Consider the following 24,103-nt stretch of genomic DNA (forward strand, 5'->3'; position numbering starts at 1 on the left):
GATGGAACCTCTCACTCTCAACATACCACCCGCAGTAGGTTTGACAGACGAGCAGTTTTATCAAATATGTCTAGCCAATGATGAATGGCGCATCGAACTGACTGCCGAAGGAGAATTAATCATTATGCCACCAACTGGCGGCGAAAGCGGTATTAGAAATTCAGGGTTGACAGCTAAACTTTACATTTGGAATGAACAAGCAAATCTGGGAAAAGTGTTTGACTCTTCTACAGAATTTCGCTTACCCAATGGTGCGTATCGTTCGCCGGATGTTTCTTGGGTGAAGCAAGAACGCTGGGATGCACTGACACTTGAACAAAAACGCCGCTTTCCGCCCATTTGCCCTGATTTTGTGATTGAACTGCGTTTTCAAACTGATTCTCTCAAAAAATTGCGGGATAAGATGCTGGAGTATCGAGATAATGGTGCGCGTTTAGGTTGGTTGATTGATCCGTTCACACCTTTAGTAGAAATTTATCGCCCTGGTGTGGAGGTGGAAGTGATCAATTTCGCTGTTGAACAACCACCTACATTGTCTGGTGAAGATGTATTGCCAGGATTTATCTTATCTTTAACTACAATACTTAATCCTTGAGATGTGAGAACATATTCGATTCCCCATAACGAGGAGAAATTTCATTTGACAGGTTGCAGGTGTTCAGATCCCCGACTTTTTGAAAAAGTCGGGGATCTATGAGTTGAGATAGTTGGTGTGGCGGACTACTAGAATCGGAATGTAGTCCGAATGATGCCAGTGTAAATTGTATCGTTGTTGCTGTTATGTTCGGGGTTAAAGATTACCAGCAGTCCTGGTGTAATGGAGATATTGTCATTAACTTGGTAGCGATACAATGCTTCTAAACGGTAGGAGGTATCAGAGTCTTCCCGACGGGCGCTAGTTGCAGTCCGTACATTTTCACCAAAGTCATTGTCTGTGACTTTTGGCGGTTGACCGAAAATAATACCACCTAAGTTACCTTTTTTACCCAAGTCGGGGAAAGCAAAAGTAACTGCCCAATTCCAAATATCGGCTTTATCGCCACGATTGACGTTTGGTAAAAATGTAGTTTCGGCGATCGCCTGAGTATACCCCACCCAACCAGACAAGACAAATTTTGAGTTGACACGATAGCTGGTTTGAAAACTGTAGTAATTGGCAGAGGTGGCAATTCCACGGGGATTTGTGGCTGTACTTCCAGGGCCAGCACCAAAGGGTTGATCGGCAAAAGCACCACCATACAACCCGGAAACTGCGACATCATTATTAGCACCACTAAAGTAGGAGTGGGCGTAGGTAAATCCTAATGCCAGGTTTTTGTTTGGTTGAAATGCTAATTGGGCTAGTGCGCCATAACTACCATCAAATAAACCTCTTCCCTCTGTTGGGTCATTGGCTCTTCTGGCAAGATAACCACCAGAGAAAGTAAACTGGTCGCTGAGTTTGTAGTTAACACTCACGCCTGTACCAAAATTAACCCCAGAACCACTGTTACTGGCGCGGTAAATCGGAGAAAAACGACTGGCGCGAGAAATAGAACCCAAGGGAATGGATGCTAGTAAGGGGTTAAAGTTGTTGAAGTTGTCGTAAAATTCCCCCCCAATAGCATCAACAATGACGTTGAGTTTATCACCAACGGGAAAGCGATAAAATAATTTCCCAATCAAAAATTCGTTATTTGTATCCCCATCCCAAGAAAGGCGGGTCATGTTTGTACCCGTAATAGCATTGTTAAAAAATACGGTGTTGTTTGCTTCTAAACGGGTTAACAGTTGGTCTTTACCTGTGAAGCTGGTGACTAAGTTGAGGCGGATGCGATCGCTAAATATTGTATTATCTTGCAACCGCCGACCTCCAGAGGCTGCATATTCAGCTTCTCTCGTACTCACTCCGCCTTCGATTCTGCGCCAACGGTCAGAGTCTATGGCTCTATCTTCACCAAACACGCCCCCCACACTAAAAATGACTTCTCCATTGAATTTAGTGGTGGTGGAAAATTGCTGACTTTCTAAAATAGCAGTGCGATTTTCTAAGGCATCAACTCGGCCTCTAACTTCTGTCAGAGTATCAGCAAAATCTGTTTGCAGTTTTTGTAAAGTTGCTAAGTCTTCTTTGGTTACTAAGTCTGCTGTACTACTGGCAATCAATTCATTAACTCGATTCAAACAAGCATTCAAACCTGCGGCAAATTCATAACGAGTCAGGGCGCGATTGCCGCGATAGGTGCTATTTGGGTAGCCTGCAATACAACCATAACGCTCAACTAATGATTGCAATGCCTGGAATGCCCAATCGGTAGGTTGCACATCTGTTAGTTGCGATACGGATGTGACTTGACCTTGCATCTCGGTTTCCGAGTCTGCAATATCTGTCTCAGAAATTACATTGCTTGGGATTGTTGGATTGGCAGATACAGTTGTTGCCGCGATCGCATTCAACCCTATAACTATTGATGCTATCCCCAAAGAACGACGTATAATATCAGACATTATTGAAATTGTCCAGTAATATTACTCAGGTTTTTCGTATCAATTACTGTATGTCTAAATACTCATCTTAAAAGTATTGAGCTATACAAAAAAATATTTTTACTCTTGTTGGATAAAAATATTTGAAAAGTCCAAAAATACTTCTCTATAAGCTTTTCAATAAATTAAAACAAAGATATTTAGCTAAACACAGCAATTCTAATAAAGCATGATTTTGATGTATTTTTTACATCTCATATTTTTACAAATGATAAAGCGGCAAAATTCCGTGTCTCTGCCGTCTTTGGGGAGTGGTATCCTCAACAATAAGTCCAACATCTCTAATTTTCTAAATCAGGAGATACATAAAGATGTCCGTTAGCAATTCACCAACCCAACTCAAACGCGAGTTAGGAGTTTTTGGTGCAACCCTGATGGGATTGGGTTCAATTGTGGGAACGGGTGTATTTGTTAGTATTGGAATTGCGGCGGGGATAGCAGGGCCAGCAGTAATTCTGGCGGTGGTAATTGGGGCAATTGTAGCTACTTGTAATGGTTTGAATAGCGCCCAGTTAGCTGCTAATCATGCAGTTAGTGGTGGTACTTATGAATATGGTTATAAATATCTGACTCCGGCTTTTGGTTTTACCGCAGGTTGGATGTTTTTAGTGGCGAAAACAGCTTCGGCTGCGACGGCTGCTTTGGGTTTTGCTGGTTACTTCCTCAATGTTTTCGGATGGAATAACAGTTTGCTTGTACCTGTGGCTATGTTGGCGGTAGTAGTGATAACAGGAATTGTATTAAGCGGGATTAGACGGTCTAATACTGCTAATACGGTAATTGTTTCAGTAACATTGCTGTCTTTAGGTTTATTTGTGTTGGTTTGTTTACCTCGTGCAGCCACGGTAGGAATGACAAATTTAACACCTTTTTTTACGAGTTCTCCTGGGGCAGTACTGCAAGCCAGCGCCTTGATGTTTGTGGCTTACACTGGTTACGGACGCATTGCCACAATGGGAGAAGAAGCGCGATCGCCCAGAGTTACAATACCCAAAGCGATGATTATCTGTTTGCTGCTGACAATGCTGTTATATATAGTCGTCGCTACTGTGGCAATTGGGGCTGTAGGGGCAGATTTTTTAAGTAATACCGTAGGGCAAAGCAAAGCCGCACCTTTAGAAGTAGTCGCCCGGAGTGTGGCTGGTTCTGGTGTCGCTTTGGTGTTAGCTATAGGTGCAATGACAGCAATGTTGGGTGTGTTGTTGAACTTAATTTTAGGCTTATCCCGTGTGTTGTTGGCAATGGGTCGCCGTTCCGATGCACCAAGATTTTTAGCCAGACTCAACCGCGAACAAAATTCCCCATATTGGGCGGTAATTTTCGTGGGAGGTGCGATCGCACTTTTAGTTTTGTTGGGTAACGTCAAAACTACTTGGTCGTTTAGCGCCTTTAGTGTTTTAATTTACTACGCAATTACAAATTTAGCCTCTCTCAAACTTTCGGCATCTGAGAGACTGTATCCTGTGTGGGTAGGCTGCTTGGGTTTGTTATCTTGTTTATTCCTCGCCTTTTGGGTAGACTCGGCTATCTGGCAAGTCGGCTTAGGTTTAATTGTAGCTGGGTTAATTTGGCACAAAATCCGACGGATGGTGGGTGAGAGGTGAGAGGTTACAGGTTATAGGTTACAGGTATAGCAATCCTAAATGATTTATCAACATCTCTGTTCCTTGTCTCCCTTGTCCTTATTGTTTCACCTATCAACTAGGACTGCTATGTGAAATCTACACTAAACCTGCTTGAAAAATTTGGTTTGGGGTGAGATTCAAATCAGGGAAAGTTTGGGAGATAATTCGGTCATCGCCTCGGAACTTGCTAACCTGATATTCTCCCTCAACTAAATTACAAACAGATATGGTTGGTTGTTTGGGATTACCAATAAAATTACGTCCACCCAACGCGGCGTAATCTATAATCCAGTATTCGGGGATACCCATCTCTTCATAATCAGCAAATTTCATATAGTAATCGTCTCGCCAGTTGGTTGACACAACCTCGATTACCAAAGGAATTGAAGCACCTAAGCCGACAACAGATTCTTTTTTCCATAATGGTTCATTTGCCAGATTGGTACGATTCAGCACTAACACATCGGGAAAATAACCAGAATCTTTTTCTAGTGGTCTGACAATAACTTGATTGGGGATGATGTAGGGAAGCCCTAAACGTCTGATTTCAAAAGGGATTTCGATACCTAAGAACCCTTTGACTTCCTCATGGTCTCCTACTGGTTGTGCCATTTCAACGATACTTCCATTATGTAATTCGTAGCGTACCCCGGAATTTTCACGTAGGCGATCGACAAATTCCGCAAAGGTGACTAACTTGGGGATGGCTTGAGTCATAGATAATCAATGATTACGATTGTGGAAATATTATCTCTAATCTAAACGCTCCCGAATTGGTCGCCCAAAAAATTGAGACATTGAGATACTGCTGGAATATTGCATCAACCTTCAAAAAGGTCAAATTTTCGTTGTCTCTTGATGAATATTAACAGTTTTGATGAATTTTTAACCTCTTATCTGCATATTTCTGGCAAATTAAGATGAAAGTATTCATAGAAGATACTTTTTATCCAGCATTTCTCCGTTGAGTAAAGTACATCTCGATAGGGGCATAGAGACACTCTGCCTATTTTTGTGTACCTCTTAACGATGAAAATTGCTGTAAGTTGTTGATTTAATCAAATGGATTGAAAAATGATGAAACCAGTAAACACCGGAATTAAATATGCCTTTCCCTTAATTACTTATCCAGATGGTAGAAAATCGATTTGTAATATTCCTTCAGGATATGTTCAATCAGCATTATCTGAATCAGATTATAAAGATTTAAGCAATGAATTTGGACTAGAAGTAGCCTTAGTTAAAGCTGTGATGGAAGTTGAATCTAATGGTTCTGGATTTTTGTTGAAAGAAGCATCTCCAGCACGCCCAAAAATTTTGTTTGAAGGGCATTGGTTTTATAAATTAACTCCTAAACCTGTTTCTAAAAGTCGTCCTGATTTGTCTTATCCTAGTTGGGATAAAAGTAAATATAAAGATGGTTCCAGCGAGTGGGACAGATTGCTAGATGCAATGGCATTTGATGAAGTTCAGGCTTTAAAAAGCGCATCTTTTGGATTGGGGCAAGTGATGGGTTTTAATTATCCTGCTACGGGTTGTGCTTCGATTCAGCAGTTTATTGAAGAAAACTTTGCTGGAGAGTACTGGCAAGCCAGACACATGATGAATTTTATTGTGAATAATAATTTGTTAGATGAGCTAAAGCGAAAAGATTGGGATGGTTTTGCTAGGGGTTACAATGGCCCTGGTTATAAAAAGAATAACTATCATACCAAGTTGGAAGCAGCTTACAAAAAAGCTCTATAGAATTTTTCTGTTCATTACAGGAATGAAGCACAAAGATGTGTGCATTCACTCTCAATATATAGCCCTCAGACTGAAGTCTGGGGCTATACAAACGAAGCCTGCGAGGCAGGCTAATTATATTTTTAAAGTTTGTAGTTGGGCTTTAGCCCTTTATTTAAGAGATAAATCGCAACTACGAACTGATCATTACTACCAAGGTACAGGCTCGCCCAAATGGAAAAAGCCGCCACTTGGCCCATCATCAGGTAGGGTAGCTAACTGCACGCCTGTTTTTGCACCTTCGCCAATGTCCATCATTGCGCCTTCTCCACCCAATTCTGTTTTTACCCAGCCGGGATGGGCGCTGTTGACTTTGACTGGTGTATTGCGTAGTTCATGGGCTAAGTGAACAGTAAAGGAATTAACTGCTGCTTTGGAAGCATTGTAGGCAAAGGGTTTGGCATCATAAATAAGCGAGTTTGGATCAGCGTGGAGGGTGAGTGAACCTTCAATGCTGGCCATATTGACAATTCGACCGCTTTTACTCTTCAAAATCAAGGGCAGTAATGCTTGAGTCACTTCTACTAAAGCAAAAAAGTTAGTCTCAAAAGTCTTGCGGATGATGTCTAGAGAAACAGAACTGGCGTTACTAATACCCCAATCTCCATCCAGCATTACTCCTGCATTGTTAATCAGAACGTCAAGCTGGCCAAATCTGTCTGTAATTTCTTGAACGGCTGTGTGAATTTGAGTACTACTATTAATATCGAGAGCGATCGCTTCAGCCAATAATCCTTCATTTTGGAGAGTTGTTGCTGCTGTTTGCGCCGCTTGGAGATTACGACCTGCGATCAAAACTGTTAATCCATGCTGGGCAAGTTGGCGACTCATTTCAAATCCCAGACCTTTGTTTGCGCCAGTAATCAATGCAATCTTGCCATTCGATTCTTTGTTAACCATAGATTCCTCGTTTCAGGCAGATACTTACATCGGTCAGAGCGACTATACCATGAGATTAAAATGCCTAAATCTAGACAATTGGCTAGTTTTTAATGCTTGTAAACTTAAAGTTCAAATTTATGGAAAATCTTACTTATGATAGTTGTTAATTTCAGAAAAATATGGATTATCTGCAAATTCACACAAAAATCCAAAACCGCTTATCATGGGTGAGATTATCATTCAGACGAGAACAGAGGTTTTGGTGATATGGTGGCTGATGTAATGACAAATTCAGTTCCCGTAACTGTTTTGACTGGCTATTTGGGCGCAGGCAAAACAACTTTACTCAATCACATTCTCACTTATGAACATGGTAAAAAAGTGGCTGTGATTGTGAATGAGTTTGGGGAAGTGGGCATTGATAATCAATTAGTTATTGATGCCGATGAAGAAATATTTGAGATGAATAATGGCTGTATTTGTTGTACAGTCCGTGGTGATTTAATTCGCATCATCGGTAATTTGATGAAGCGACGTGATAAGTTTGACCATTTAGTAATTGAAACTACTGGTTTAGCTGATCCTGCACCAGTGATTCAGACATTCTTTGTCGATGAAGATATGCAGGCGAAACTGTCTCTAGATGCAGTGGTGACAGTGGTAGATGCCAAGCATATTTGGCAACATTGGGAAGCTGATGAAGCTCAAGAACAAATTGCATTTGCGGATGTTATTTTACTTAATAAAACTGATTTAGTAACAGCAGAAGACTTAGAAGAATTAGAAAAGCGGATTCGGGGGATGAATGCGATCGCTAAAATCTATCGCACCCGCAACTCAGAATTAGCAATGGATTCCTTATTGGGTGTACAAGCTTTTGATTTGAATCGCGCCTTAGAAATTGACCCGAATTTTTTAGGCGAAGATGCCCACGAACATGATGAAAGCGTTTATTCTGTGGCGTTAGTAGCAGCAGGCGCACTCGACGGCGAGAAACTACACGCTTGGATGAGTAAATTATTACAAACTCAAGGCCCTGATATTTTTCGGATGAAGGGGATTTTAAATATTGCGGGAGAAGACAATCGCTTTGTGTTTCAAGGCGTACACATGATATTTGATGGTAGACCCGACAGACCTTGGAAACCCACCGAAACCCGAAAAAACGAATTAGTTTTCATCGGTCGCAATTTAGATGAAGCAAAACTCAAACAAGATTTTTTGGCTTGTTTGGTGTGAAGAGTGCTGAGTGCTTTACACTGAGCGACTTGTACTAAGCAAAGTCGAGGTAAGTCGAAGTACACCCCTACACCCTCAATTAAGGGACTTCCAATTAAAAAAATATACGATCGGGGCAGGGAGCAGGGAGCAAGGGGGAAAACTGAAACGGAACTTGTACTCCGCCCCAGTAAGAGCGCCCTAAAAGGGCGAGGCTTGCTCCCCCTGCTCCCTGCCCTCTTCCCCCCTGCTTCTTCTGTCATCTGCCCCTTGCTGCTTCAATATGCAAGTTCAATACTTGCAGTTGATCACTTCTGCGCTCGATAAACTGGACTAATTTCACGATAGGTATTGAGTAAATTCAAGAATTTATCAAAATCAAAACTTATTGGATCGATTTTTTGACCAGAACGGTCGACTTGTTGATGAGTAGTAATGCGATCTTCGGGAACCTGACTTTGGGCAATTAACCAAGCTAAAGAATGATATTGAGCTTCGGTATAGCCGCTATGAGCTTTAATATAATTATCTCCCCGGCCATCGGGTGGTGTTTCTAAAGAAACATGATAGGCAAAATTATTGACAGATGGCGGCAAATTAGGATTAGTCTGGACAGTTTCAACACCATTAAAGCTTTCAAACACTGAGTTAGCCGCCCCAAAAGCTCGTTTTTCTGGTGAGACTAGATAAACAACTGTACCATCTAATTCAATTAAGGAATGATAACTGGCTTGGACACTTTCATCTTCATGGGGTGTTTGAAAGAAATTAATGGCGCTGTCGGCAGAATAACCAGTTTCGTGTAGTACGATAATGGCCGGATTGGTGAGTCTGACACCGTAAATATCTTGAGTGTAGCGATCGCCATAATTACTAGGGTCTACTTTAGCAATTTCATATCTTGGTTGATATTTAGCAAAAGCCTCTGTAGTTCTATATCTGCCCAAATTCTGCCGGGGAATACCTGGAGATTTGGCTGATTGATTTTTAGAGGATTGCAACTTTACTTGGGGATATTCATTCCCAACTGTCGTCATCTCTTGATTTGATGAGGTGGTTTGAGGAATTTTTGATTGGTTAATTTTGCCAATCAACAGCGCCACACTCAATGCAGTAAATACCAGAGAAATTAATAGCACCCTAGTTGCCCATTCTCTAAAACTCATGTTGGCAGATTTCAGAATACAGCTAGAAATCATCTTAATCAAAACAATAATACCAATACATCTGCCAGTGATTCCCAATACAACTAGGACTTATATGTAGAGCGACGTAAATATTTGTAGTTGGGAAACGGCAAGAGGCAGAAGGCACGAGGAAAGAGGATTTTACGTTTATGTAATGGGGTTAAATCATCCTAAACTTGGAAATGCTTGCTAAAGCTGGTGTATATACTCATATTTAAACAATACACTAGGCGATCGCAAGCAATTATGTCGGAATTATTTCTTGGGTGGGTAGCGACTAATGCTGTTGGGCTATTGGTTAAGACAATTATGACTCAGGATTTTGTTAAGGAATTTGCTCAGGATTTAGCCAAAGACTACGCTAAAGACTTTTTCAAAGACCGTTTTAATAATGTCCCCATAGCACTATTTGAGAAAGAACCACTGCAAAAAGCTATTATTAAAGCACTGAAAGAGTTTTTTCAAATTGTAGAAGACGAGTTGAAGTTGTGCCAAGTATCGGCAGCAGACATTAAGAAATTTGCTAAACCTCTAAAAACGTTTATATATAATAAATCTGTTAAACAAATTTTAGGAAGAGCCTTTAAAGACGATTGTAATTCTCTTAATTATCAAGAACTCAGAAATATCTGGGATGAGCTTAATTTACCGATTATGCCAGCTAACTTTAACTGGCAATCGGTTACACAAAAATATATTGAAAAATGTCAAGAAATTCTTGGAGACTCATCTGAACTACGCAGTATTTTATTGGGTCAGAGACTTGAAGAAATTCTCAGATTTTTAAAAGAGAATCGTAGTATTACGCCAGATTTTGATTTACCAAAATATCTAGAAACTATTCGTGAGCGGTACATTAGTTTAAAGCTGCATCGTTTAGAGAATAAAGGCAGCGAATTGAGGATTAATTTATGGCAAATATTTATTCCTCAAAATGTCCGCGAAGTTTATCAGGTATTGCCAGAATTACCTAAAGAACATCTCCGCCGATTACAAGCAACTCAGCAATTAGACACTGAATTTGATTTAGAAGAATTAGACCGCTATAAACGCAATTATGTTCAGCAACCGATACGTTCAGTATTAGATGTTATCCAAGAAAAACGCTCAAAAAATTATCTTGTAATCTTAGGCGATCCGGGTTCGGGTAAGTCTACGTTACTTCATTACTTAGCATTAAAATGGGTTGAGGAAACTTTGACGCTGAAAGATTTTTCTCTGCCGATTCCCTTGCTGATTGAATTGAACAGTTATGTGCGCGATCGCAATGAGCAATGTAATAATTTTCTGCAATATTATAATCACGCCCCCAAGTGCTTCTTTCATCTCAATCAGCATAAACTGCACGAACAACTAAAGGCAGGTAATGCTTTAGTTATGTTTGATGGATTAGATGAAATCTTTGATTCAGTGATGCGAAACGAAGTCATTGATTCTATTCATCGCTTTACTAACGAATATCCAGATGTGCAAGTAATTGTCACTTCTCGGATTATTGGCTATCAACCTCAAGTATTACAAGATGCTGAATTTAGACATTTCATTTTGCAAGATTTAGAGTTAGAACAAATTACCGATTTTATTGAACGATGGCATGAAAGGACTTTTAATGTCACTGATAAAGAAGAAAAAGACCTTAAACAAGAGCGACTGCAAAAAGCAATTAAAGAATCACAAGCCATTGCTGAACTAGCAGGAAATCCTCTGCTACTAACTATGATGGCAATTCTCAATCTCAGTCAAGAACTACCTAGAGATAGACCAGAACTTTATAATCAAGCATCCAGAGTATTGTTACACAAGTGGGATGTGGAACGTGCTTTAGAAACAGATAAATGGGCTATCAATGATAAAGATAAGCAAGCCATGCTACGTCAAGTTGCCTATACTATGCAAACTAGCGATGCAGGTTTAGCTGGCAATGTGATTAGTGAAGATAGTTTAATTAATGTTCTGACTGAATATTTAAAAGAAGAGTTAGAGTTTGAGCAACCCAAATTAGCGGCAAGGAGAATAATTGACCAACTACGGACTCGTAACTTTATGTTATGCTTTCGTGGTGCTGATTACTATGGTTTTGTACATCGAACTTTTTTGGAATATTTCTGTGCTGCGTATTTTGTCTGGCGATTTGAGAAGAAACGGAATATTTCATTAACAACGGAAGTTTTTGGCAAACATTGGGATGATGAAACTTGGCATGAAGTGTTGCTGTTAATTGCTGGGATGATTGAACCCGAATATGTTGGTGAGATTCTTGAGTATTTAATGGTGCAGGATGGTGAAGAAAAGAAATTTATCAATCTCTTTTTAGCAGCAAAATGTCTTGTTGAAGTCAGACATCGCTCAAAGATGAGAAAAGTAGCTGATAAATTACTGAATCAGTTAAAAGATTTAATTGAATATGATGTCTGGTATTATTATCGACCCATCTTCGATGACGACGAAAATCGGCTAGTACGAGAAATTCGCACTCAAGCAGTCACAGCAATAGCCACAACTTGGCAAGATGACACCAGTAAAACCTTTCTCCAAGAACTCGCCAATAGCAAAGATGTTGATTCGGATGTGCGGGGGACAGCAGTGGCACAATTAGCCCAGGCTTACAAGGATGACACAACTAAAACCCTTCTCCTAAAACTCGCCATTGCCAAAGATGTTGATTCGTCTGTGCGAATTACAGCAGTGGCACAATTAGCTAAAGCTTACAAGGATGACTTCACTAAAACCCTTCTCTTACAACTCGCCACTACCAAAGATGTTGATTCGTTTGTGCGACAGATAGCAGTGCTACAATTAGCCCAGGTTTACAAGGATGACTCCACTAAAACCCTTCTCCTACAACTCGCCACTGCCAAAGATGTTGATAAATATGTGCGAATTACAGCAGTGGCACAATTAGCTAAAGCTTACAAGGATGACTCCACCAAAACCCTTCTCCTACAACTCGCCAATGCCAAAGATGTTGATTCGTCTGTGCAACGGACAGCAGTGGCACAATTAGCCCAGGCTTACAAGGATGACTCCACTAAAACCCTTCTCCTAAAACTCGCCACTGCCAAAGATGTTGATTCGGATGTGCGGGTGACAGCAGTGGAACAATTAGCCCAGGCTTACAAGGATGACTCCACCAAAACCCTTCTCCTACAACTCGCCACTGCCCAGGATGTTGATGAATATGTACGAGTGATAGCAGTGGCACAATTAGCCCAGGCTTACAAGGATGACTCCACCAAAACCTTTCTCCTACAACTCGCCACTGCCAAAGATGTTGATTCGTCTGTGCGACGGACAGCAGTGGCACAATTAGCCCAGGCTTACAAGGATGACTCCACCAAAACCTTTCTCCTACAACTCGCTACTGCCCAGGATGATAATTGGTATATGCAAGAGACAGCAGTGGAAAAATTAGCCCAGGCTTACAAGGATGACTCCACTAAAACCCTTCTCCTACAACTCGCTACTGCCCAGGATGATAACTGGTATAAGCGACGGACAGCAGTGGCACAGTTAGCTAAAGCTTACAAATCTCAGCCTGAACTTTTTGAAATCTACTATAACTGTGCAGCCAATGACCCTTTTCAGGGTAGCCATGAAGATTTTTTTCCAAATCCCCGACGCGTTGCACTGGAGATAATTATCAAGCAGTATCCTCAGCATGAGCGGACTTTACCACTGTTGCGCGATCGCGCCGAAAATGACCCAGATGAGCAAGTAAGGGAATATGCTCAGAAAAAATTGGCAGAATTAGAGAAGTAAGATTGGCGAAAAATTATGAATAACACAGACATTCGTCAGCAAATTAACCAATATCTAGACCGATTATCTTCAGAACGTCTACAACTAGTTGCTGACTTTTTAGCATACCTAGCAGACAAGGAGAGTGAAGACGCTACCCAAGAATTACTTGATACTCCTGGATTTATTGAGTCATTCGAGAGAGGTAAAAAAGATATTGCTGAGAATCGGGTAAAAAACTGGAGAACAATTCGGTCTGATGTATGACGTTGTTTTATCTGCTGAGGTAGAAGAGATTTATACTTCAGCAGACCAAGCCTTAGCCAAAAAGATTGCTCGATGCTTGGAGTATTTAGAACAAAATCCTCGATTTCATCCCAACATTAAATCCCTTAAAGGTGACTTGGCAGGTTATTACCGCTATCGTATTGGCAATTATCGCGTAATTTACCAAATTGATGATGACGCAAATCAAGTCATTGTTAATACTATTGTTCACCGACGAGAAGCGTATGAATAACAAATACACAATTATTATTCAATGGTCAGATGAAGATGATTGTTTTGTTGTTAGCCTGCCTGAGTGGGGAGATTATTGTCACACTCACGGAGATACTTATGAGGAAGCTTTAAAAAATGCTCAGGAAGTTTTAGAAATGCTAATTGAATCAGCTTTAGAAGATGGTGAAACTTTGCCAGAGCCGCAAACTTTGGGCAAGCCTTTAAAAGTAGCATAACGCGATGTGCAACTTATTTTTTAAACCCCTCTCCAAACCTCTCACGCCAGTCGCTACAACGGAGGGAACCTCCGCAACACGCTGGCTCCCCGAAGCGGAGAGAGGCTTTGAATCTTGCTCCCCTTCCCTCGTAGGGAAGGGGTTGGGAGTTAGGTTTGAGATAAAATTGCACACGGCATAGCATAATAAAATTAAACGGGTAAATTTAGAGGATGTTTTAAAAGTCCTCTCATTGGTAGCAAAACATTTTAGATCCCCCTAAATCCCCCTTCAAAAGGGGGACTTTAAAGCATTTACCCCTTTTTAAGCAGGGTGGTTTCATTCGCTCAGATGAGGATTTTGTCAAGAGTATCAGCCATAAATTTTAGTGAGTAACCCTTGACAGGGAAAGCAATAGGAGTAAGTTTTTCCGAAATCGTCACGTTCAAAAAAGCCTTGATAAAATTAAGCGATAGATTGTAAATCCCTCTTAGCGTTAGTGCTTTGAGGGATTTTGGTATTAGATTTTTTGAGTGCTAGGTTAAATTACTTGCTTCCTCTACTGCTTGCTTTAACTCTTCAAAGGTAATACTACCGTCTTCGTCGGAATCATACTGTACTATCAACTCTTGGGGACTAGTGGTATGTGTTTGTGATGAGATGACTGCACTTAAGCCAGGACTTAAAAAAAGCTCATTAATGGAGATTTTACCGTCTTGATCGCGATCTAAGGTATTAAAAAGAGATTGAAGTTCTTGCTCGGTTGTCATAAGTTTTTATCTGAATTAATTTTTCACTTTAATATTTCAAAATTCAACACACTTATATCAAAAGAAGTATAAATAGGTATCGCTGAGGCTGAGATTAATGAAATGGTATGAACTATATCTTCTCTGTGCAATCAGCTATGCTATAGCATTACGCTATCGTCCGTACCTCTGCACCCTCTGCTTCTATCTTGAAAAGTGCGATCGCTCAATTCGGTAGTGGACTGTTAACAATTTCATACTCATAAAAGTATTGATATTTACCAAAAATAAAAGCTAAAACAAGGTGAAGAATTTGGTTTTTTGGGTGGCAAAACCGTAAAATTACAATCGTAACTGGAGATACAGAAATTAAGTTGTAGTCGTCTCTACACCCCATTTCCGGGCAATTGAGTACAGCTTAATATATCGTAAAATAACTTGGCTAAATCGCTGCAAATTCATATAAGTCAAGGGTTTGATGGTGAGTACCGCAATTCTTAAACCCCCACCCAAGAAATACTAGTACCCCTACTGTAAAAAACTAGTACCCTTACCCCAAGAGAAATTTTTTATTAATTAAAAATAAAGCTTTGCAGTGGTTGAGTACAACCTTAATAAATCCAATAAATCCAACCGACATAGAGTGTACTGTCCTCTTGGGAGTCGCCTGCTATAAGCATAAAAATAGCACAAGGCTTTTTTACCCAGACAGTACCGATGCAAGAGTCATTAGACAGTAATCAACCAGCGACAGTAGCGCCTGATTCTGTAAAAACATCCCTGCTGAAAAATTTACTCTCTGCTGGCACTTCTTTTGAGCCAGTGTTGAGTGATTTTCGGATTATTTTTGAACGTGACCCGGCTGCACGTAATTGGTTAGAGGTGGTGTTTTGTTACCCTGGCTTCCACGCGCTTTGTTTACATCGTCTGGCTAACTGGTTGCATCGTCGAGGGGTAGCTTTCTTTCCGCGTTTCATTTCTCATATTGGTCGATTCTTAACCGGAATTGAAATTCACCCAGGTGCAGAGATTGGTAAAGGGGTATTTATCGACCACGGGATGGGGGTTGTGATTGGTGAAACGGCGATTGTGGGAGACTACACGCTGATTTATCAAGGTGTGACTCTCGGCGGAACTGGGAAGGAAAGCGGGAAACGTCACCCGACTGTGGGTAACAACGTTGTGATTGGTTCTGGTGCGAAGGTTTTAGGAAATATTCAATTAGGCGATCGCGTCCGTGTGGGTGCAGGTTCGGTTGTGTTGCGTGATGTTCCGGCTGATTCCACAGTTGTTGGGGTTCCCGGACGGATTATTTCTCGCAAAGACAAGAATCAATCTCCTCTAGAACATAACAAGCTCCCGGATGTGGAAGCCACTGTGATTCGTTCCTTATTATCTCGCATTGAGCAACTTGAACAAAAACTCAAAACTTACGAGTCAACGGTAATTCACAGGACAAATGACAAATAATACTTTAGGTGAGCAAATTTTACAGATTCCGTTGAGCGATCGCTGGCGAATTTATCACCGTTTGCAAGAGTTAATGATTCCCTGCGCTTGTCACCCTGATGGTTCTTTACGAGTCCAAGTTAACAGTTTACTGGCAGCAATTTTAGTCCGTAGTACGATTATGCAATTTTTTGCGCCGCGTCAAGAATTGGTCAACTGGTTAAAACATTGTTGGGATTTATAAACCAGTCTTGACATATCGAAAAAATCAGCCTCTCCTTTATTTTTAACTCTGATTTTTTTAGTTGCCTAAATTGCATTCTCAATCTTTAATTCTCCTCTATACTTATCTGTTTCTGGTTTAGTTATGTCCACCCGCACGAAAGAATCAAAATTCATCAAATTTTTACATACAGAACTCGAACTCACCAATGCAGATATTGCTGTAGCACTGCGACACAAAAAGTTTGATGATGCACCATTACCGATGCTGCTTTGGCAATATGGATTGGTCAATTTAGAACAGCTAGAACAAATTTTAGATTGGCTAGATGAGCAGAGATGAGGGACTTCCAACTAAAAAATATCCAATGATGAGGAGTAGCAGAGGGAGCAGAGGAGCAGGGGAGCGGAGGGAGAAAAAGATTCTAATCAATATTTTTGCTCTTTGACGTTGAATAATTTAATTTCTGGAAGTCACTAAAAGAATTTACGGTTTCAATGAGTTGGCGATCGCTAGTTACAACTTTTTGGCAGAAATGACTTGCAATTATCGGGAGATAGCACTATGATTTCTAGCTTTATTTTTGGATTTGTTTTCTTATTTGTTTCCAGTCTAGCTAACACCTATTTGGGCTATCTTCTACTAGAAAAAAGTGTGCATGACAATAGTGAAAAAGGCAGTTAAATTATACTGTCGTTTTGTTTTCTGTCATACAGATGCGATGTCTTTATCTCGTTAATATTAAAGAATGATGAAGACAAAATATTAATTGGATTAATTTATAGCATTTACCTTTACTCAGCGTTGCGGAAAATAATTAACGCTACAGAAAGAATATTAAGAAAAATTCCTATGAGGCTGTTTGAAATGAGTGAAATCATAATTAATGACACTACATTACGCGATGGCGAACAAGCAGCAGGTGTTGCTTTTACCTTAAAAGAGAAAATTGCGATCGCCAAATTTCTCGATGCTATCGGCGTGCATGAATTAGAAGTCGGTATCCCAGCGATGGGAGAAGATGAAATTCGTGCCATCTCAATCATTGCTGACTTGGGATTAAAAGCCAACCTCCTCGCCTGGAACCGCGCTGTAATTTCTGATATCAAAGCTTCCATTGCTTGTGGAATGCAGCGAGTACATATTGCGATTCCGGTTTCCGGTATCCAAATCGCTGCCAAGTTTCATGGACAGTGGCGAGTAAGTCTGCAAAGACTCAAAGATTGTATCAGTTACGCACGCGATCGCGGTCTTTGGGTAGCCGTCGGTGGCGAAGATTCTTCCAGAGCCGATGAAAACTTTTTGTTGGATGTCGCTCTGTATGCTCAAGAATGGGGTGCATCACGCTTTCGTTTCTGCGACACCGTAGGAGTTCTCGATCCTTTCACCACCTACAAAAAAGTTAAGCGCCTCGTTTCCTGGTTGTCGATTCCTGTAGAAATCCACACCCACAACGATTTCGGCTTGGCGACAGCTAACGCACTTGCAGGAATTAAAGGTGGCGCAACATCTGTTAACACCACCGTCAACGGCTTGGGTGAAAGAGCAGGTAACGCCGCTTTAGAAGAAGTTGTCATGGCCATCAAACGCATCTATGGCTTAGATATGGGAATTAACACACCCCGTTTGTTGGAATTATCGCAACTTGTAGCCGCAGCCGCCGGTGCTGGTGTACCACCTTGGAAAGCAATTGTTGGTGAGAATACCTTTGCTCACGAATCTGGAATTCATGCACACGGCGTATTACAAAACCCTAACACCTACGAACCCTTTGCACCAGAAGAAGTTGGTTGGGAAAGACGTTTAGTCGTTGGTAAGCATTCTGGAAAGCATTTGGTATCTAGCTTACTTCAGCAGCATGGTATCTTTCTCAACCCCGAAGAAACCCAATCTGTATTAGATGCAGTCCGCCAACAATCAGTTAAGAAAAAACGCAGCCTGACAACCGAAGAACTGTTGAACTTGGTAAAAGAACAGAGGTATTCTCATGCAACCCGATGAATACGAATTAGAGTCAGAACCTGATTTTGAAATTGGTGAAAAAGTCAGACTCCGCAAACAAATTAAAAACGACGGGACATTTCCCGGTAGAGAAATTGGCGAAATTTTAGCGAAGAAAGGAGACATTGGTTACGTAGCAAGTATAGGCACTTTTTTACAACGTTCCTATATTTATGCAGTGCATTTTTTAGATAAAGGCATTGTTGTTGGTTGTCGCAAAAAAGAACTAGAATCTGCTGAGGAAAATCATGAAAGTAATGCTACGGATGAATGATAATGGCAACTTAACCGTCTATGTTGCGAAAAAAGATTTAGAAGAAGTAGTAGTAAAGCAAACAGACGGTGAAGCTGGTAAAATTCTTACCTTAGCCAATGGTTGGGAATTAGAATTTCCCGAAATACCTGATGTAGCAAATTTGCCTAAAACTGTAGAAGCTAGACGCTTGGCTTAAAATTACAAAAGGCAGGAGGCAGAAGGCAGGAGGCAGGAGGTAGAATAATATTAAATTTTGGACTGAACAATCGAAAACTTAACATTGCCAATCCAAAATTTAAAATTAGCAGGAAATCAAGTTTTCATCTTTTGCAAAGTAGATGCTAGAATTCCTTGCAGCCTATCAACTTCTCCCATAACAGGAATAAATAATTCTTGATTTGCTAACTTAACTTCCTTCGCAATAATTAACTGGGTATCAAGTTCCCGTAGAGAACCCAAAGCGATATGGAGAAATTGAATATATTCAGATTTTGTTCTCCTGCCATAGCCTTCCGCAATATTTGAAGGTACAGAAACACAAGAACGTCTAATCTGACTTGTTAAACCGTAAAGTTCAGATTTAGGAAAATTTTCAGTTAGTTGATAATACTGAATCGCCAGCGCGATTCCACATTTCCAAATGAATTGTTCTCAGTAGCTCATAAGTTTGAAGGCAGAAGTTTGGAGAAATCCATCATTACACAAGATGTTAACTTCTGCCTTCTGCCTCCTGCCTCCTGCCTTCTCATCATTATTTTGTAATTAAATTTTGAGTAGTTAACATGGGTGACAAATATCTCAGATTATCGGAATTGAATTTAGAAGGTCAGTTCCAGGGTTTTGCAGGCATGAAATCAGGAAAAGCTAAATATCTGCAATTAGCAATTCCTTCTGGTAATTTATATATCAAATTACCAAAAGATTTGCGTAGTTCGTTGCAATGTAGTTTAGCTCCTGGTGAGCAAATTCATGTTTGTGGTGTGAGTAAAGTCAACACACGCACAGGCAAAATTAAAATCAAAGCACATCAAGTCACGCCAGTTGCTGCTTGTCCTACTCAAGAATTATTACCGCAACCAGAAGCCAAAATTATGGTGTGTCAAAAGTCTGGCTGTGTAAAAAAAGGCGGTAAAGGTTTATTATCAGAATTAGAAAAAACTTTGTGCGATCGCGGTTTGCGAGACAAAGTTAAAATTGAACACACAGACTGTCAAAAACGTTGCAGCAGCGCCCCTAACTGCGTTTTATTACTTGGTAAAAAGAAGTATAAGAAACTTCACCCAGAAGCGATCGCATCATTGCTAGAAAATCACTTAACCTAAATTCAATCTTCTTGTCAAATGTATATATTACTGTGTAGGGGTAAAACTTTTACCCCTATTTGTTTTTGATATTGTCAACTGGCTACTTCTAAGTTAAAACTGTTGCAGTCTCAATAGTTATCAGGTGTGTTAGCAACGCATAACGCACATTTCATACTGACTAAGCTAATCAGCTTTAATTGAAATGTCTTTATTTACCAATTTACTCAATCTGCATTCAGCCAATAAACCATTAGAAGACTTTTTTACTGAAATTTTCGCTTACTTTTTCTCGATTAATAAAGATTTACTAATCGCTTGGTTACAACAAAACTCAATTATTGGTGACAATAGTTACTCTAGTATTAATATTACCACTCAAAAAGAACATCGAGGTCTAGAAAGCCATAAGGAAGATAGTAGATTCGATATTTTAATTGAATTATCAAATGGTTTAGATACAGATGTCATAGTTATTGAATCAAAAATTGGTTCTACAGATGGAAATAATGCTTTAAAAAGATATGTTGAGATTTTGAGTAGTCTACAAAATGTTAATCAGCGTATCTTACTTTATATTACTCGTAATTATGATCCTCAAAAAAAAATCAAGACATTTGCTCACGAACAAACACCGATAGTAAATTTTCATCAGTTAAGGTGGTATCAGTTCTCTTCTTTTTTAGCAAAGCATGGCTCTGATACCTTAGCCCAAGAAATATTAACTTTCATGAGGAGTAATCAAATGGCAGACAAAAATCAATTCTCATCAATTGATTTATTAACAATGATGAACTTTAACAAAACTTTCAATTTCATGCAAGCAACGCTGAGTGAAGAAGTAGAAGCAGCATTTAATAATGCTTTTGGCAGAGTTATCAAAGGTTCACCCAGTATGACTCAATGGACATGGGGAAGTAGATATATTATTTATACTTTCTTTGCTCAAAGATGGAATTTTTGGTGTGGTCTTGGTTACTTTTCTTTAAATTCAGATGATTTGACTAGTTATCCCAATATTGGTATATGTTTAGAGGTTTCACCAGCTTTTATAAACAGGGAAAAAATTATTAAAAGGATGAAAGATGTTATCAATGACAAACCTGAAATTTGGATTCCTAGTAATTTAACAGTTACACCAGCATGGTCAGGTATAGTTTATTGCAAAAGCTTACAAGAGTTTTTAGCTTACGAAGACCAATCACATCACATCAAAAATTTCTTCCTAGAATCTATTAAGGAATTGAAAACAGTTAAAGAACAATATTTTGATTTTATTAGTAAGGATTTAAGTACAGAAGAATCTATAGAAGAAGAGATGGGTATTGCAGGCGGCTTATAGCAAAACCCAAGAGAGTTTTAATGATGTTTGGTTCCGTTCCTCCTCCCAAGCTACACCTTTTCCAGCTTCTTGGACTGTCAAAACATCATGTCCCAAATTGCGTAATAATTCTACAACCGGAAACGGAAACTGCTCATCTGCATAAAATCTTGCCATTTACGCTACCTGATTACGCTCAATTACCAATTCAATTTCATCAGAATGAGCTTTTGCATATACCCAAGCATTAGCTAAATCTGTAGCTGAAATGCTGGGATAGCTGGTCAAAAGGTCAGCATAACTATATCCAAGACGGCGAGCTTCCACAAGTACCCAAACTGGAATACGAGTGTTGGCAATTCGCGCCTCGCCACCACAAACTCCAGGGGTTTTCTCAATTCCTTGCCAACTGCTACCAAGACTTTGAGCAAGTAACTGTATTGCCTGCAATTTTTCACTAGGGCTAAGAGCAAGAAGTTGGTTTTCTAATTCTCTAAGTGTCACGAATTTAAATCTTTTGGTACTTTGTCAGACTATATCTACAATTCTAGATTTCATATTCAAATTTCAGCAATCAAGTCTCTGAGAAAGGCTCTCATCCCCAGGTTATGCTTACGTTTTGGGGTCTTACCACCAGGATGATAAAGGTTCTCGCAGTGCTTCTTGAATTACTTCTTTAATATGTGGAACATCCAATTTATCCCGCGTCGGCCCTGCAAAACGTGGGTCATACATCACAATATGAATCAAACTTAGTGCAGGTTGCCAGTTGACTTCTGCTAATGCTTGTGAAAAACCTTCAACATGGCTGCCGTCATCTGGTGTTCTGGCTCCATTCACCCATGAAAATGTGCGGTTTTGCGAGAAGCGATCGCCAAAAGCTGCTGCTTCAATCAAAATATTGTTATGGTGCAAAGTTACGTGAAATGGCTCATTGTTAGCGTCTGTTTGCCGAGTCAAAAGTATATATCCCAGCATTTTTAGTCCTTGCGGTGCATAGAAACGCTCTTCATTTAATCCAATTCTCAACCCAGCAAACAAATGAGCAGTGTCAAACAAAGCCCTCCGAATTATCCCAAATCTGGGTTGCGTTTGCCTAAAAACTTCAGGATCAGGTGTGACTTCAATTTTTGTTCCTCGACCATTACCTTGTTGAATAATCTTGGCAGATCCTTGGGCAATTCCTTTACTAAAACACTGTTCCCACAGCATTCCAGAACGCCAACTTTGTACCTTAAGGTGAATGCTAGTGGCATTAATTGGTGCTAAACCAACGCCTCTGCTAACTATATGAACGTGGGGAGTATGTTCATCACATGAGCGTGTTTGATGAATCCGAGTTAGCAATTTAGTAGCAAGGCTAATACCTTCGATATCACTGGGTTCATCAAATGGCAGTCCTGGGCCATCATCTACAACTGAGATAGTGGCTCCATCCAAAGTTACATTCACAAATGTTGCTTGTTTTGTCAAATAAGCATCAAGGACATTTGCTACCAGTTCATAAACAAACTGTTCTGTACCTTGCACTCCTGCACTCCCAAAGAACATAGCCGGTCGGCGACGAATTGCTTGAATTTCTTCTATGTGACTGAGGTTGTTAGACATTTTTGAATTATTAAAGTATGAATCCAATTATCCCCTCAGACTGGAAGTCTGGGGCTATACAAACAAAGCCTGCCTTCGCAGGCTAATAGTATGTGGTTTTAGTTGAACAATCTGGTTTGTACGGTCATCAATTTCATTCATCAAATATTCGTACAAGAGGTCTATTATGATTTTTCTGTTCCTGAAATGACACCAGCACTACTGTGAACTTCCGGTGATGTTGGGTTAAAAAAGAAACATGAAAATTATCAAACCTATCACCAACTGGTTAGAAAATCGGGCAAGTACACCTACATACGGCGGTTGGGTGCTTGCGGGAATTGCTATTTGTTTTTTTGGGGCGGCTGTCAATACGATGGCGGGTTGGCTGTATGCTATTAGCGGTGTGAGTGTGGCGCTGTTGGTAGTAGCAGCAGTTTTACCACCACGATCGCTTGTTGGTTTAACTATCACCCGCAATCCAATTCAGCCTGTCTCGGCTGGGGATGACTTGACTGTAGAATTAGAAATCCACAATCCCACTGCACAATCTGTAAGTTTGCTGCAAGTCGAGGATATTTTGCCTTTTGTTTTGGGTAAGCCAGTCAAACAGCCAATAGAAGTTATTCCGAGTAAAAATAGTTACCGTTGGATTTATTATCACCAGACCCAGCATCGAGGTATTTATCGTTGGCACAATGTTGAATTAGCAACTGGCGCACCTTTAGGTTTATTTTGGTGTCGTCGTCAGCGAGACTGTGAAGCGATCGCTATTGTTTACCCCACTGTATTACCTTTAACCACTTGTCCGTTAGTTGATGAAATGGGACAAGAAGAAAGCAAAAAAGGTGATTCCATCAATCGCCCATTGCAGACAGCAACATCAGGATTAGTGCGATCGCTGCGTCCCTATCGCATTGGCGACCCCACCAGACTCATCCATTGGCGGACTAGCGCCCGTTATGGCGAATTACGAGTCCGGGAGTTAGAAGTTGTCACAGGTGGACAAGAAATAATTATTGCCTTAGATAGTGGTGGCGAATGGCAAGAAGATGATTTTGAGCAAGCCGTAATTACCGCAGCCAGCTTGTATTTTTACACACAACGTATGGGAATGCCCGTCAAACTTTGGACAGCTGGGACAAATTTGGTAAAAGGCGATCGCATAGTCTTAGAAACCCTAGCCGCAACCAAATTTCAAGAAGATGCTAACGCCACAGAAACACCAAACAATCCTTTAATTTGGTTAACTCAAAATTCTCTGACACTATCTTCCTTACCCCAAGGCAGTCGCTGGATTTTGTGGCAAAATAATAATTCCTCAGATCAACCATCCACGGTTGTTAATCGTGACTGCCCTGGTATTGTGGTGCAAAGCGAACAAGCTTTACAACCCCAACTACAAAAACCTTTACAAGCATTGTAAATAAGTATTCTATGTATTTAATATTTCAATGAATGCTGATTTATTGCGGTTTTTGTCAAACATCATCATTGAATCTTTTCAGGTTGGGGAGATATCCCCAGTAATAGCACCTT

General features: G+C 40.2%; 25 protein-coding genes and 1 pseudogene. 17 read left to right on the plus strand and 9 right to left on the minus strand.

All coding sequences use genetic code 11. From position 1 onward, the window contains the following. Position 1: 1 nt before the first annotated feature. Positions 2–595, plus strand: coding sequence for a Uma2 family endonuclease (locus tag H6G74_RS15945; protein ID WP_190968599.1), 594 nt, complete (start codon positions 2–4; stop codon positions 593–595). 128 nt (positions 596–723) lie between these two features. Here the strand turns inward: H6G74_RS15945 and H6G74_RS15950 are convergent, their stop codons facing one another. Then, positions 724–2,487 carry an iron uptake porin gene (locus H6G74_RS15950; protein ID WP_190968600.1) on the minus strand — a complete coding sequence of 588 codons (1,764 nt, stop codon included), beginning with the start codon at positions 2,485–2,487 and terminating at the stop codon, positions 724–726. Positions 2,488–2,837: 350 nt separating this feature from the next. Between H6G74_RS15950 and H6G74_RS15955 the strand changes: the two genes are divergently transcribed. After that, entirely contained in the window at positions 2,838–4,130 is a 1,293-nt protein-coding gene (locus H6G74_RS15955; RefSeq protein WP_190968601.1) for an APC family permease, read from the plus strand. Between the two features lie 117 nt (positions 4,131–4,247). On the opposite strand, the gene H6G74_RS15960 is transcribed toward H6G74_RS15955, so the two are convergent. Continuing rightward, positions 4,248–4,868 (minus strand): Uma2 family endonuclease, encoded by a 621-nt coding sequence (locus H6G74_RS15960; protein ID WP_190968602.1) that lies wholly within the window; start codon positions 4,866–4,868, stop codon positions 4,248–4,250. 357 nt (positions 4,869–5,225) lie between these two features. On the opposite strand from H6G74_RS15960, the gene H6G74_RS15965 reads away from it, so the two are divergent. After that, positions 5,226–5,897: an N-acetylmuramidase family protein gene (locus H6G74_RS15965; protein WP_190968603.1), complete on the plus strand. Its 672-nt coding sequence runs from the start codon at positions 5,226–5,228 to the stop codon at positions 5,895–5,897. Positions 5,898–6,086: 189 nt separating this feature from the next. On the opposite strand, the gene H6G74_RS15970 is transcribed toward H6G74_RS15965, so the two are convergent. Further along, positions 6,087–6,836, minus strand: coding sequence for an SDR family oxidoreductase (locus H6G74_RS15970; protein ID WP_190968604.1), 750 nt, complete (start codon positions 6,834–6,836; stop codon positions 6,087–6,089). A 249-nt stretch (positions 6,837–7,085) separates the two neighbouring features. Between H6G74_RS15970 and H6G74_RS15975 the strand changes: the two genes are divergently transcribed. Continuing rightward, positions 7,086–8,057, plus strand: coding sequence for a CobW family GTP-binding protein (locus H6G74_RS15975; RefSeq protein ID WP_190968605.1), 972 nt, complete (start codon positions 7,086–7,088; stop codon positions 8,055–8,057). A 287-nt stretch (positions 8,058–8,344) separates the two neighbouring features. Here H6G74_RS15975 and H6G74_RS15980 read toward each other — a convergent pair whose 3' ends face one another. Next, the gene (locus tag H6G74_RS15980; protein ID WP_190968654.1) at positions 8,345–9,202 is read right to left on the minus strand and encodes an N-acetylmuramoyl-L-alanine amidase; all 858 of its coding nucleotides are present in this window, start codon (positions 9,200–9,202) and stop codon (positions 8,345–8,347) included. A gap of 219 nt (positions 9,203–9,421) precedes the next feature. On the opposite strand from H6G74_RS15980, the gene H6G74_RS15985 reads away from it, so the two are divergent. From H6G74_RS15985 to H6G74_RS16000, 4 genes are read left to right on the plus strand one after another with little or no spacing between them, the layout of a single operon-like run. Continuing rightward, entirely contained in the window at positions 9,422–12,982 is a 3,561-nt protein-coding gene (locus H6G74_RS15985; RefSeq protein ID WP_313888484.1) for an NACHT domain-containing protein, read from the plus strand. Between the two features lie 15 nt (positions 12,983–12,997). Beyond that, positions 12,998–13,228 (plus strand): hypothetical protein, encoded by a 231-nt coding sequence (locus H6G74_RS15990; protein ID WP_190968606.1) that lies wholly within the window; start codon positions 12,998–13,000, stop codon positions 13,226–13,228. Further along, complete coding sequence (locus H6G74_RS15995) at positions 13,221–13,481, plus strand: type II toxin-antitoxin system RelE family toxin (protein WP_190968607.1); 261 nt, start codon at positions 13,221–13,223, stop codon at positions 13,479–13,481. Before H6G74_RS15990 ends, H6G74_RS15995 begins: the two co-directional genes overlap by 8 nt. Then, positions 13,474–13,698 (plus strand): type II toxin-antitoxin system HicB family antitoxin, encoded by a 225-nt coding sequence (locus H6G74_RS16000; RefSeq protein ID WP_190968608.1) that lies wholly within the window; start codon positions 13,474–13,476, stop codon positions 13,696–13,698. The genes H6G74_RS15995 and H6G74_RS16000 overlap by 8 nt, the downstream gene beginning before the upstream one ends. A 515-nt stretch (positions 13,699–14,213) precedes the next feature. Here H6G74_RS16000 and H6G74_RS16005 read toward each other — a convergent pair. After that, entirely contained in the window at positions 14,214–14,447 is a 234-nt protein-coding gene (locus H6G74_RS16005) for an EF-hand domain-containing protein (RefSeq protein ID WP_190968609.1), read from the minus strand. A 696-nt stretch (positions 14,448–15,143) separates the two neighbouring features. On the opposite strand from H6G74_RS16005, the gene cysE reads away from it, so the two are divergent. The 6 genes from cysE (at position 15,144) to nifT (ending at position 18,551) form a co-directional block, all read left to right on the plus strand. Then, on the plus strand, positions 15,144–15,896 hold the full coding sequence (cysE, locus tag H6G74_RS16010) for a serine O-acetyltransferase (RefSeq protein ID WP_190968610.1): 753 nt from the start codon (positions 15,144–15,146) through the stop codon (positions 15,894–15,896). Then, positions 15,886–16,119, plus strand: a complete 234-nt coding sequence (locus H6G74_RS16015) for an Asr1405/Asl0597 family protein (protein ID WP_190674579.1) — start codon at positions 15,886–15,888, stop codon at positions 16,117–16,119. Before cysE ends, H6G74_RS16015 begins: the two co-directional genes overlap by 11 nt. Positions 16,120–16,242: 123 nt before the next feature. Then, positions 16,243–16,440, plus strand: coding sequence for a DUF2949 domain-containing protein (locus tag H6G74_RS16020; protein ID WP_190968611.1), 198 nt, complete (start codon positions 16,243–16,245; stop codon positions 16,438–16,440). Positions 16,441–16,965: 525 nt separating this feature from the next. After that, positions 16,966–18,099: a homocitrate synthase gene (gene nifV, locus H6G74_RS16025; protein WP_190674582.1), complete on the plus strand. Its 1,134-nt coding sequence runs from the start codon at positions 16,966–16,968 to the stop codon at positions 18,097–18,099. Further along, entirely contained in the window at positions 18,086–18,373 is a 288-nt protein-coding gene (locus tag H6G74_RS16030; RefSeq protein ID WP_190968612.1) for a nitrogen fixation protein NifZ, read from the plus strand. The genes nifV and H6G74_RS16030 overlap by 14 nt, the downstream gene beginning before the upstream one ends. Next, the gene (gene nifT, locus H6G74_RS16035; RefSeq protein ID WP_190588707.1) at positions 18,348–18,551 is read left to right on the plus strand and encodes a putative nitrogen fixation protein NifT; all 204 of its coding nucleotides are present in this window, start codon (positions 18,348–18,350) and stop codon (positions 18,549–18,551) included. Before H6G74_RS16030 ends, nifT begins: the two co-directional genes overlap by 26 nt. A 116-nt stretch (positions 18,552–18,667) precedes the next feature. On the opposite strand, the gene H6G74_RS16040 is transcribed toward nifT, so the two are convergent. Further along, the gene (locus H6G74_RS16040) at positions 18,668–18,997 is read right to left on the minus strand and encodes a four helix bundle protein (protein ID WP_313888485.1); all 330 of its coding nucleotides are present in this window, start codon (positions 18,995–18,997) and stop codon (positions 18,668–18,670) included. 140 nt (positions 18,998–19,137) lie between these two features. Here H6G74_RS16040 and H6G74_RS16045 point away from each other — a divergent pair, with 140 nt between their 5' ends. Together H6G74_RS16045 and H6G74_RS16050 are read left to right on the plus strand one after the other, a co-directional pair. Further along, a complete protein-coding gene (locus tag H6G74_RS16045; protein ID WP_190968613.1) occupies positions 19,138–19,677 on the plus strand; it encodes a (2Fe-2S) ferredoxin domain-containing protein in 540 nt (179 codons plus the stop codon). A 184-nt stretch (positions 19,678–19,861) separates the two neighbouring features. Next, positions 19,862–20,998 carry a PD-(D/E)XK nuclease family protein gene (locus H6G74_RS16050; RefSeq protein ID WP_190968614.1) on the plus strand — a complete coding sequence of 379 codons (1,137 nt, stop codon included), beginning with the start codon at positions 19,862–19,864 and terminating at the stop codon, positions 20,996–20,998. Between the two features lie 57 nt (positions 20,999–21,055). On the opposite strand, the pseudogene H6G74_RS16055 reads toward H6G74_RS16050, so the two are convergent. The 3 genes and pseudogenes from H6G74_RS16055 to H6G74_RS16065 all read right to left on the minus strand — a co-directional run. Continuing rightward, positions 21,056–21,154, minus strand: a pseudogene (locus tag H6G74_RS16055) (DUF5615 family PIN-like protein); the annotation flags it as partial. Beyond that, entirely contained in the window at positions 21,155–21,481 is a 327-nt protein-coding gene (locus H6G74_RS16060) for a DUF433 domain-containing protein (protein WP_190968615.1), read from the minus strand. 123 nt (positions 21,482–21,604) lie between these two features. Next, on the minus strand, positions 21,605–22,585 hold the full coding sequence (locus H6G74_RS16065) for a hypothetical protein (protein WP_190968616.1): 981 nt from the start codon (positions 22,583–22,585) through the stop codon (positions 21,605–21,607). A 238-nt stretch (positions 22,586–22,823) separates the two neighbouring features. Here H6G74_RS16065 and H6G74_RS16070 point away from each other — a divergent pair, with 238 nt between their 5' ends. Continuing rightward, positions 22,824–23,990: a DUF58 domain-containing protein gene (locus H6G74_RS16070; protein WP_190968617.1), complete on the plus strand. Its 1,167-nt coding sequence runs from the start codon at positions 22,824–22,826 to the stop codon at positions 23,988–23,990. Positions 23,991–24,103 lie beyond the last annotated feature (113 nt).

Source organism: Nostoc spongiaeforme FACHB-130 (assembly GCF_014698475.1).
Taxonomy (GTDB): domain Bacteria; phylum Cyanobacteriota; class Cyanobacteriia; order Cyanobacteriales; family Nostocaceae; genus Nostoc_B; species Nostoc_B spongiaeforme.

Coding starts and splice junctions, on each gene's coding strand:
- nifV (WP_190674582.1), top strand. CDS start 16,966: ATGAGTGAAATCATAATTAATGACACTACATTACGCGATGGCGAACAA.
- H6G74_RS15990 (WP_190968606.1), top strand. CDS start 12,998: ATGAATAACACAGACATTCGTCAGCAAATTAACCAATATCTAGACCGA.
- nifT (WP_190588707.1), top strand. CDS start 18,348: ATGAAAGTAATGCTACGGATGAATGATAATGGCAACTTAACCGTCTAT.
- H6G74_RS15970 (WP_190968604.1), bottom strand. CDS start 6,836: ATGGTTAACAAAGAATCGAATGGCAAGATTGCATTGATTACTGGCGCA.
- H6G74_RS16000 (WP_190968608.1), top strand. CDS start 13,474: ATGAATAACAAATACACAATTATTATTCAATGGTCAGATGAAGATGAT.
- H6G74_RS15945 (WP_190968599.1), top strand. CDS start 2: ATGGAACCTCTCACTCTCAACATACCACCCGCAGTAGGTTTGACAGAC.
- H6G74_RS16070 (WP_190968617.1), top strand. CDS start 22,824: ATGAAAATTATCAAACCTATCACCAACTGGTTAGAAAATCGGGCAAGT.
- H6G74_RS16065 (WP_190968616.1), bottom strand. CDS start 22,585: ATGTCTAACAACCTCAGTCACATAGAAGAAATTCAAGCAATTCGTCGC.
- H6G74_RS15995 (WP_190968607.1), top strand. CDS start 13,221: ATGTATGACGTTGTTTTATCTGCTGAGGTAGAAGAGATTTATACTTCA.
- cysE (WP_190968610.1), top strand. CDS start 15,144: ATGCAAGAGTCATTAGACAGTAATCAACCAGCGACAGTAGCGCCTGAT.
- H6G74_RS16005 (WP_190968609.1), bottom strand. CDS start 14,447: ATGACAACCGAGCAAGAACTTCAATCTCTTTTTAATACCTTAGATCGC.
- H6G74_RS16050 (WP_190968614.1), top strand. CDS start 19,862: ATGTCTTTATTTACCAATTTACTCAATCTGCATTCAGCCAATAAACCA.
- H6G74_RS16020 (WP_190968611.1), top strand. CDS start 16,243: ATGTCCACCCGCACGAAAGAATCAAAATTCATCAAATTTTTACATACA.
- H6G74_RS16045 (WP_190968613.1), top strand. CDS start 19,138: ATGGGTGACAAATATCTCAGATTATCGGAATTGAATTTAGAAGGTCAG.
- H6G74_RS15950 (WP_190968600.1), bottom strand. CDS start 2,487: ATGTCTGATATTATACGTCGTTCTTTGGGGATAGCATCAATAGTTATA.
- H6G74_RS15965 (WP_190968603.1), top strand. CDS start 5,226: ATGATGAAACCAGTAAACACCGGAATTAAATATGCCTTTCCCTTAATT.
- H6G74_RS16015 (WP_190674579.1), top strand. CDS start 15,886: ATGACAAATAATACTTTAGGTGAGCAAATTTTACAGATTCCGTTGAGC.
- H6G74_RS15975 (WP_190968605.1), top strand. CDS start 7,086: ATGGTGGCTGATGTAATGACAAATTCAGTTCCCGTAACTGTTTTGACT.
- H6G74_RS15955 (WP_190968601.1), top strand. CDS start 2,838: ATGTCCGTTAGCAATTCACCAACCCAACTCAAACGCGAGTTAGGAGTT.
- H6G74_RS16030 (WP_190968612.1), top strand. CDS start 18,086: ATGCAACCCGATGAATACGAATTAGAGTCAGAACCTGATTTTGAAATT.
- H6G74_RS15980 (WP_190968654.1), bottom strand. CDS start 9,202: ATGAGTTTTAGAGAATGGGCAACTAGGGTGCTATTAATTTCTCTGGTA.
- H6G74_RS15960 (WP_190968602.1), bottom strand. CDS start 4,868: ATGACTCAAGCCATCCCCAAGTTAGTCACCTTTGCGGAATTTGTCGAT.